Source organism: Microbacterium sp., from assembly GCF_052099035.1.
In the GTDB taxonomy this organism is placed as follows: domain Bacteria; phylum Actinomycetota; class Actinomycetes; order Actinomycetales; family Microbacteriaceae; genus Microbacterium.
The window spans coordinates 1-8161 of record NZ_JBQDSX010000095.1; the positions used below are offsets into that span (position 1 = coordinate 1).

Below are 8161 nucleotides of genomic sequence, written 5' to 3' on the forward strand. Positions count from 1 at the left end.
CGGCGTCGCCGGAGTATCTGCCTTCACGGGTTCGTCCGGCTGGGAGCCAAAAAGGCGCGCGACAAATGAGGCCATGCCCACACGCTATTCGGGCAAGCTCCGTTCTTTCTGCGTGACACTCGTCTCACTCCAGGAGTGTGACAAGCTCGCGCTCGAGGTAGGGCGTGAGCGTGAGGTTGAATGTGCTGGTCTGATGGTTGCCATCCCAGGTTGTGACGACTCCACCCACGACCAGGTTGCAACGGTATTCCTCGCAGATGTAGTCGTTGAGGTCGATCAGGTGTGCGTTAGGTGTCGCTTCAATCGCCTGATACACGCCCGTCGGGCGCTGCGTCGCCTTCGTTCTGTCCTCGGAGCAGACGCCCCCGACAAGCATCGATGCATTTTGCAGGCATTCGATCGCCGACTCGGGGAAGAAAGGCGTATCGCGCAGCGCAATGATCGGCACGTCTTCCGACGAGCGATGCGACCATGCTTCTTCGATCAACCCGGCATGGAAGTTTTCATAAGTCATGCCATCCGGAACTGGCTCGAAGGTGGTCTTCGTGGAGGCCGTGGTGAGAATCGCGTCATACTTGGACGAATGCGCGAGTTCATTCATCGCATTGCGCCACTCGATGCACGCATTCTGTGCCTCGACCTTGGTGCCTCGCCGCGGCGCATCGGGTGAGATCCACTGGCACCCGGCTCGCGAGGAGATATCCATGGCCCAGCCGAGATCCTCCGCGGTCTTCTTGTACGACTCGATCCATGCGTCGTTGTGTGAGTCCCCGACCACGAGAAGATACTTGCTCGCCGTCCCGACATCCCCGACAGTGCACACGTTCACCTCGGTGGACGCCTCCGCGTTCCAGCACTCATCGATGCGCGGCATGTCCTGGCGGAGTTTATCGAGCGAGGGACGCGGCTCAGCACCTTTCCCGAAGCCCGCACATTCGGGCCGCTCAGGGTCTAGAGAGGCCGCGCCCGCACATGGATCGACGACGACATTTGCACTCTTCGTAGCCTGGATACCGAGGGCAGCTCCTGCCGGCGCCCCGGCGACAATAATCGCGATCAAGGCAAAAATCAGCGCGTGGCGAGGCTTCTTCGACGTTGCCCACACAATCGCAGGTGTGAGGATCCACCGGGTCACGAGTGCGATGACAAAGGCGAGCCCCATGACGAAGCATGCACCGCGCCAGCCGAGCACATCTCGTTCCTTCACGGTAAAGAACACGATGAGGATCGGCCAGTGCCAGAGATACAGACCGTACGAGATGCTGTCGAGAAAAACGAGAGGCCTGCTTCGCAGGAGCGGTGTGGGAGAGAGCCAGCCGCCGTTTGCCGAGAGCAATACGAGCACGGCACCGCCGACAGGCAAGAGCGCGGCCGGACCGGGGTAGGCCGTACCGCCGCTGAAGATGAATCCACTGGAGATGATCATCGAGAGGCCCAGCCAGCCTGTGATCGGGCGCAAAACTGCCGGTAGCGCTCGATTGTTCATCAGTAGTCCGGCGATCAGACCTCCCGCGCCCAGTTCCCAGAAACGCGCGAACGTATCGAAGTATGCCTCCTGCGGGTTCACGGCATTCGCGTTCCACGCGTAGATGAACGATGCGAGTGTCGCGGCGCCGAGAAGCGACCAGAACAGCGTCACACGCGCGCGGCGAGATTTCGTGACGAGAGTTAGCAGTCCGACGAGCAGAGGGAAGCCAATGAAGAACTGCGCCTGAACCGACAGCGACCAGAAATGTTGTAGAGGGCTCGTCTCTGGGCCCGCGGCGCCGTACGCAAGTTGTGTGGCCACGAGCTGCCAGTTCTCGAAGTAGAACGCCGTCGAGATGACCTCGAGGAGGTTCTGCTCACGATTCAACGGAGAGAGCACGACGAGCGAGGCAATCGTGACGGCCACCAGAACGAGAGTCGCGGGCGGTGCAAGACGCGAGAAGGTGCGGCCCCATCGTGCGACGATGCCGAGCGGCTTCATATTCGCGAGCGAACGTCCCAGCGACATGATGAGTAGGAAGCCCGACACCGTAAGAAACACGTCAACGCCGCCCGAGACGCGGCCCTGGCCGAACAGGTGAAAGATGACGACGAGTGTCAGCGCGATGCCACGCAGCCCATCGATCTCCAGAATGCGGTGGCCGGTGCGCGCCGCGCGCCGCGACCCTCGGGTCTCCAGTTGTTGGTTCGTCTCCGCACTCACTGTCGCGATTTTTCCAGATCCGGCTGAACAGACTCTCCTGCGCGCATGAGATTCACGAGCCACCGCTTAACGGGCGGGTCAGGAGTTGTCGGCATTATACTGTTGGAGAACGTCGCTGAGCGTTCCGTCCATCTCGAGCTTGTGATTCTTGATGTACAGCCCGCGCTGGCAGAAGCGACGCAGGTCGCCCTCGCGGTGGCTCACGAAGAACAGCGTGCGCCCGACAGCGAGCATCTCGTCGATGCGCCCGTAGCACTTCTCGCGGAAGGCCTTGTCGCCGACCGCGAGCACCTCGTCGACGAGCAGGATCGGGTGGTCGAGCCGCGACACCACGGCGAATGCGAGGCGCACCTTCATGCCGTTCGACAGGTGCCGGTAGGGCGTGTCCTGGGAGTCGTGCAGCTCGGAGAAGTCGATGATCTCGTCGTACCGCTCGGCGACCTCCGCCTTGCTCATGCCGTGCAGGCCCGACGTGAGCTTCACGTTCTCGCGCACTGTCAAGTCCCCCACGAACCCGCCCGTGATCTCGATGAGCGGCGCGACGCCGCCGTTGACCCGCACGGTTCCCTCGTCGGGCAGCAGCACACCGGCGACGAGTTTCAGGAGCGTCGACTTGCCCTGACCGTTGCGCCCGACGACGCCGATCGACTCGCCGGGGCGAACCTGGAAACTCACGTCACGCAGCGCCCAGAACTCGTCCTTGGGCGTGCGGTGCTTGGGATCCGCGAACATCGACTTGATCGAGCGCCGGCCCCGCCTCGAACGGCGGAACCGCACGCCGAGCGAATCGACCTCGATCGCATACTCCTGCTCGCCCATCACAGCTCCTTCAGAAGGGGGCGCTCGAGCCGGCGGAACACGAGGATCCCGACTCCCAGGAATACGACGCACATGAGCGCGCTCATGCTGACCGCGAACGTGTCCCAGAGCTCGGGGAAGAACGCGGCGCGGTACATCGTGAAGATCCCGGAGAGCGGGTTGAAGGCGCCGAGCTCGCGGAAGACGTCGGGCAGGTCGCCGACGCTGTAGATGATCGGCGTCGCATAGAACAGGGCGCGCAGGACGAGCCTCGTCGTACGCTCGAGGTCGCTGAACATCACGCACAGCGGCGCGACGATGAGACCGAGGCCGGTCAGCAGGACCACCTGCATCAGCACCGCGAGCGGGAACCAGAGCACGCCCCAGGTCAGCGTCGCGCCGCCGAAGACCGCAAACAGCACGAGCACGGGCAACGAGCAGAGGAATTCGACGCCCTTCGAGACGATGATCCGGCCCACCCAGATCGACCGCGGGATCGCGGTCGATCTCACGAGCTTCGCGTCCTTATTGAACGCCTTCGTGAAGTCGCTGACCGACGAGTTGAACCACACCCACGGCAGCAGCGCGCAGATCAGGAACACGATGTACGGGTCGGCCCCGACGTCGCGCTGGAAGATCTGCGTGAATACGAACCAGTAGATCGCGCTCATCACGAGCGGATCGAGAACGCTCCACAGATAACCGAGCCAGCTCGTCGCGTAGCGGACCCGCAGATCGCGCGACGACAGGAGCCACAACGAGTGAAGGTAGCGCCGCCGCGGGGTCGTCATGCTGGTGTCTACGCGAGCTTGTTATTCCACATCGACAGCGCCGACCCGATCGCCATGTGCATGTCGAGATACTGGTAGGTGCCGAGCCGGCCGCCGAAGTGCACGTCCTGTTCGCCCTTCTGCAGATCGCGATAGACCATCAGGCCCTCTCGGTCCTCCGGCGTGTTCACCGGGTAGTACGGCTCATCGGACGCCTCGGCGAAGCGCGAGAACTCGCGCATGATGACCGTCTTGTCCTGCGCGAGCAGCTCCGTGCGCTCCGGGTGGAAGTGCTTGAACTCGTGGATGCGCGTGTACGGCACGTCGGCGTCCGGGTAGTTCATGACGGAGGTGCCCTGGAAGTCGTTGATGTTCAACACTTCCTGCTCGAAGTCGAGCGTGCGCCAGCTCAGCGCGCCCTCGGCGTAGTCGAAGTAGCGATCGACCGGTCCCGTATAAACGACCGGGATCTGCCCGACGACCGCGGCCTTGTTGAACGGCTGCGACGCGTCGAAGAAGTCGGTCTCGAGCTGCACCGTGATGTTCGGGTGGTCGGCCATGCGCTCGATCCACGCCGTGTAACCGTCGGTCGGCAGGCCCTCGTGGGTGTCGCTGAAGTACCGGTTGTCGTAGGTGTACCGCACGGGGAGGCGGCTCACGATATCGCCCGAGAGCTTCTTCGGGTCGGTCTGCCACTGCTTGGCGGTGTAGTCGCGGAAGAACGCTTCGAACAGGGGGCGGCCGACGAGCGCGATGCCCTTCTCCTCGAAGTTCGCGGCGGACTTGACGTCGAACTCGCCCGCCTGCTCTTTGACGAGTGCTCGCGCCTCGTCGGGCGAGTACGCGGCCTGGAAGAACTGGTTGATCGTGCCGAGGTTGACCGGCAGCGGGTACACGACGTTCTTGTGGTTCGAGTACACCTTGTGCACGTAGTTCGTGAACGTGGTGAAGCGGTTCACGTACTCCCACACTGTCTCGTTCGAGGTGTGGAACAGGTGCGCGCCGTACTGGTGCACCTCGATGCCCGTCTCGGGCTCGGCAGCGCTGTAGGCGTTTCCGCCGATGTGGTTGCGGCGGTCGATCACGGTGACCTTGCGGCCCGCGTTCGCGGCACGTTCAGCGATCGTCAGGCCGAAAAAGCCCGAGCCGACGACAAGAAGATCGGTATCCATAGCGACCATTGTTTCAGAGGCGGCCCGGCTTTCCTGGAAGACGCGGTCAAATGTCACAGGAAGATTACGCCGGGTGTGTTCTCAGCAGGCTGCGCCGGCAGGAGGAACGCAGTGCATCCCGGTGCTATCCGCGGCGTCTGAGTACGCGAGGCAGACGGCTGGCCTTCGGTGGCGCGACCGCTTCCTCGTCGCCGAGATGAGCGCGTCCGTCATCTTCGGTCTTCTCTCCGCGGGCGATCGATCGGGCGAGCGAGACCTTGCCCGTGGCGGCCACGCGGGCGATCACCGAGAGATCCGCCTTTCCTGCCAGGCGGCGCACAGCGCGCGATAGGCGCGCGTCCGTCTCGCCGTGCGGTTCGGATCCGTCGAGGTGTGCGCGCACGGCCGCGCTCAGCGCCGCGCCGTCCGGCACTGCGCTCGTCGAGCACAGCTCGAGCACCCGCACGAGGTCGTCGGGCTGCTGCGCGACGAGTTGGTCGACGCGCAGCAGCGCCTGCGCCGCACTGTCGCTCGCCTCGCGCCCGACGGCGAGCGCAAGGGCCTCCCTCGCGCGCCACGACTCGCGCCGCAGCTCCGAGTAGTCGGCCGACGAATTGTCAGGCGAGGTAGCGGATCCGCCCCAGAGGTCGCGCGGAAACGCCTGCGCGATCGCGTCGATGTCGGCCTCTGCGGCAGCGACCGGGCCGAGCTCGATCGCCTCGTCGACCGATCGGGCGAATGCAACGCCAGGACGCCCCGTGCCGGCGTAGTAGTCGAGGTACTTCAGTGGATGCTCGGCCTCCGGGACCAGGGGACGCGACGGGATCCCGTAGGCATCGGCGAGCACGAGTGCGTGCGGCGAGCTCGCCACGACGAAGCCGCTGCCCGCGATGCGCGCCGCGATCGCCAGCGGGTCGCCGAGCGGGCTGAGCACCTCACATCCCGACACGCGGTCGAGTTCGTTCAGATTCGGCACGACGAGCATGCTGCCGGATCCCTCGGGCGCGACCGACGGGAAGAGCCTCGGAACGAGGAGTGCGGGATCGCCGTACACCTCGGGCACGCGGACGCCGTGCCCGAGCAGGATCGCGCGGGTGAGCGGGCCGCGCACCAAGCGCACGTCGAGCGGGTACCGCACGCGTTGGCGCACGTTGCCGTTGATCCCCGTACCCCAGATGACGTCGCCGGGAAGGGAGTACTGCAGCACGCTGCCCACGGAGATCAGGCGCGCGTCGCCCTCACGCGCACCGGAGCCGACGAGAGCGCCAACGAGCAGCGGGCCGATCTCGTCGCCGAAGTTCCGAGGCGCATCGGGACCGTCCGGGACCCAGCGCGGAACGCGCACGCCCGCGATCAACTCTTCGAGGAACGCCACAGCGCTACCGGTAGAGCACGCGCGGCGTCGAGCCGCTCTGGTGGCGGACCGTGCCGCCCTCGAAGCTCTGAGTGCAGGCGTTACCGCCGCACCGCGGATCCGACGAGGGGTAGCCGAGCCTGCCCTCTCGCCCTCCGGCGCGCCCCCAGCCGTCGAAGATCGCGCCGCGCACGTAGTGCGTGCCCGCGTTCGAGGCGTAGATTCGGCCGTCCTCGAACACCTGCAGGCACGCGCCGTCGACCAGACCGCAGCGCGGGTTAGAGATCGGGTACCCGAGCGTGCCGTGACGGTCTCCGGTCTGCGCCCACTTATTGCGGATCGCGCCGCGCACGTAGTGGGCGCCGTGTCCGGACATGGCGTAGATGGTGCCGTCCTGGAAGTGCTGCAGGCACGCGCCACGGGTGAGGCCACACTGCGGGTCGCTCGTCGGATAGCGCAGCACACCGTTGCGCGATCCCACCTTCGCCCAGGCGTCGCGGACCGCGCCGCGGACGTACACGGCCCCGTGCTTATGCGTCCAGTAAATGCTGCCGCCCTTGAAGACCTGGTAGCAGCCAACGCCCGACGTGCAGTTCTTCTTGTCGATCGGCTTGCCGAGCATGCCGCTCGCGCCGCCGAGCGACTTCCACTTCACAGCCGTCGCGCCGGTGACCGAGTATCCCGTGGTTCCGCCGCCGGGGGATCCCCCGCGCGTGCCTCCGAACCAGTCGGTGTAGTAGTTGTAGAAGTTGCGGTTTCCGTACGCCGAGCACGAGTCGCCGACGCCGTATCCGGCGCGCATGGCCGCACGGTTCGGCTGATAGGGCGTGTAGTAGTACAGCGCCGCGGTCGCCTTGTTCTCGATGCGCACGGGGCCGGTGCCGCAGGACGCGTTCGGGTGCCAGCGCACCTGCGACGTCTTACCGACGGGGTACCAGCTGAAGTAGCTGTCCTTCGTGTACCGCTGCAGCTGGTAGGCGGCCATGTACATCTGGTTCTGGAAGCCGAAGTAGGTGCTGTCGCACGCCGCGTGGTCGGGGCACGCGTAGCCCATCGCGATGTCGTAGCGGAACTGGCTCGGCCACGTGTGCGTGACGAGGCCCTGCTCTTTCTGGAGCATGACGATCAGCACGCGCTCGCTGACGTTGCAGGCCTTCGAGACCTTCGAGATGATCTGCGCCGCCGTGTCGCGGCTCGAGCCCTGGTAGGTGTTCGTGCAGTACGAGTTCGGCGCCTTGGTGCGGGTCTTCATCGAGAAGTCCTTGAGGCACGTGTAGTTCGAGTCGCAGCGCTTGACCTTCTGGTTGAAGAAGCCCTGGATCTGATTCGCCGACATCGTGCCCGACGTGTACATCTTGGCGTCGCTGATGATGTTTCCGGCCTTGAAACCGTTGAGCGTATCCGCCGTCAGCAGGCCGGCCTGCGTCTCGGAGTACGCGCCCGGATCCGCCTCGTCCTCGGTGGTGTCGCCCGCATAGTCGCCGTTGTCGGGCAGCAGGATGCCGGTGAGATCGACCTCGCCCGGGTCCGTCGTCATCGTCGGAGTCGGGGTGGGTGCAGGAGTCGGGGTGGGCTCCTGCGTGGGCTCCGCGGTCGGGGCCTGTTCGGGCGCCGGTTCCGGCGCGTCCGTCGGCTCGGGAGTCGGCGTCGACGTGGGTTCCGACTCCGGGGGCTGCTCGGTCGCCGCGACCTCGGGCGACGGCGCCACCGTCGGAGTCGGTTCGGGCGCGGGCTGCTCGTCCGCGTACGCGGCAGTCGGCAGAAGGGATCCGATGAGGGCCGCCGCCATCGCGACACCGAAGAGGGCACGCCCCTTCTGGGCATACCGATAGCCGTGGTTGGTGCGACGCATGGTTACCAGTGTGACAGAAGTGACTCGATTGTGACACTGGGAATC

6 protein-coding genes are annotated in these 8161 nt (G+C 65.3%); all 6 read right to left on the bottom strand.

From position 1 onward, the window contains the following. Positions 1–124: 124 nt before the first annotated feature. On the bottom strand, positions 125–2254 hold the full coding sequence (locus ACTIAO_RS16195) for an acyltransferase family protein (RefSeq protein WP_441907180.1): 2130 nt from the start codon (positions 2252–2254) through the stop codon (positions 125–127). A gap of 15 nt (positions 2255–2269) precedes the next feature. Beyond that, positions 2270–3010, bottom strand: coding sequence for an ABC transporter ATP-binding protein (locus ACTIAO_RS16200; protein ID WP_441907181.1), 741 nt, complete (start codon positions 3008–3010; stop codon positions 2270–2272). Then, a complete protein-coding gene (locus ACTIAO_RS16205) occupies positions 3010–3780 on the bottom strand; it encodes an ABC transporter permease (RefSeq protein WP_029152943.1) in 771 nt (256 codons plus the stop codon). Before ACTIAO_RS16205 ends, ACTIAO_RS16200 begins: the two co-directional genes overlap by 1 nt. An 8-nt stretch (positions 3781–3788) precedes the next feature. Then, positions 3789–4931, bottom strand: a complete 1143-nt coding sequence (glf, locus tag ACTIAO_RS16210) for a UDP-galactopyranose mutase (protein WP_029152942.1) — start codon at positions 4929–4931, stop codon at positions 3789–3791. Between the two features lie 124 nt (positions 4932–5055). Further along, positions 5056–6285 (bottom strand): polysaccharide pyruvyl transferase family protein, encoded by a 1230-nt coding sequence (locus tag ACTIAO_RS16215; protein WP_441845555.1) that lies wholly within the window; start codon positions 6283–6285, stop codon positions 5056–5058. Positions 6286–6289: 4 nt separating this feature from the next. Further along, positions 6290–8116 (bottom strand): LGFP repeat-containing protein, encoded by a 1827-nt coding sequence (locus ACTIAO_RS16220; RefSeq protein WP_441838752.1) that lies wholly within the window; start codon positions 8114–8116, stop codon positions 6290–6292. Positions 8117–8161 lie beyond the last annotated feature (45 nt).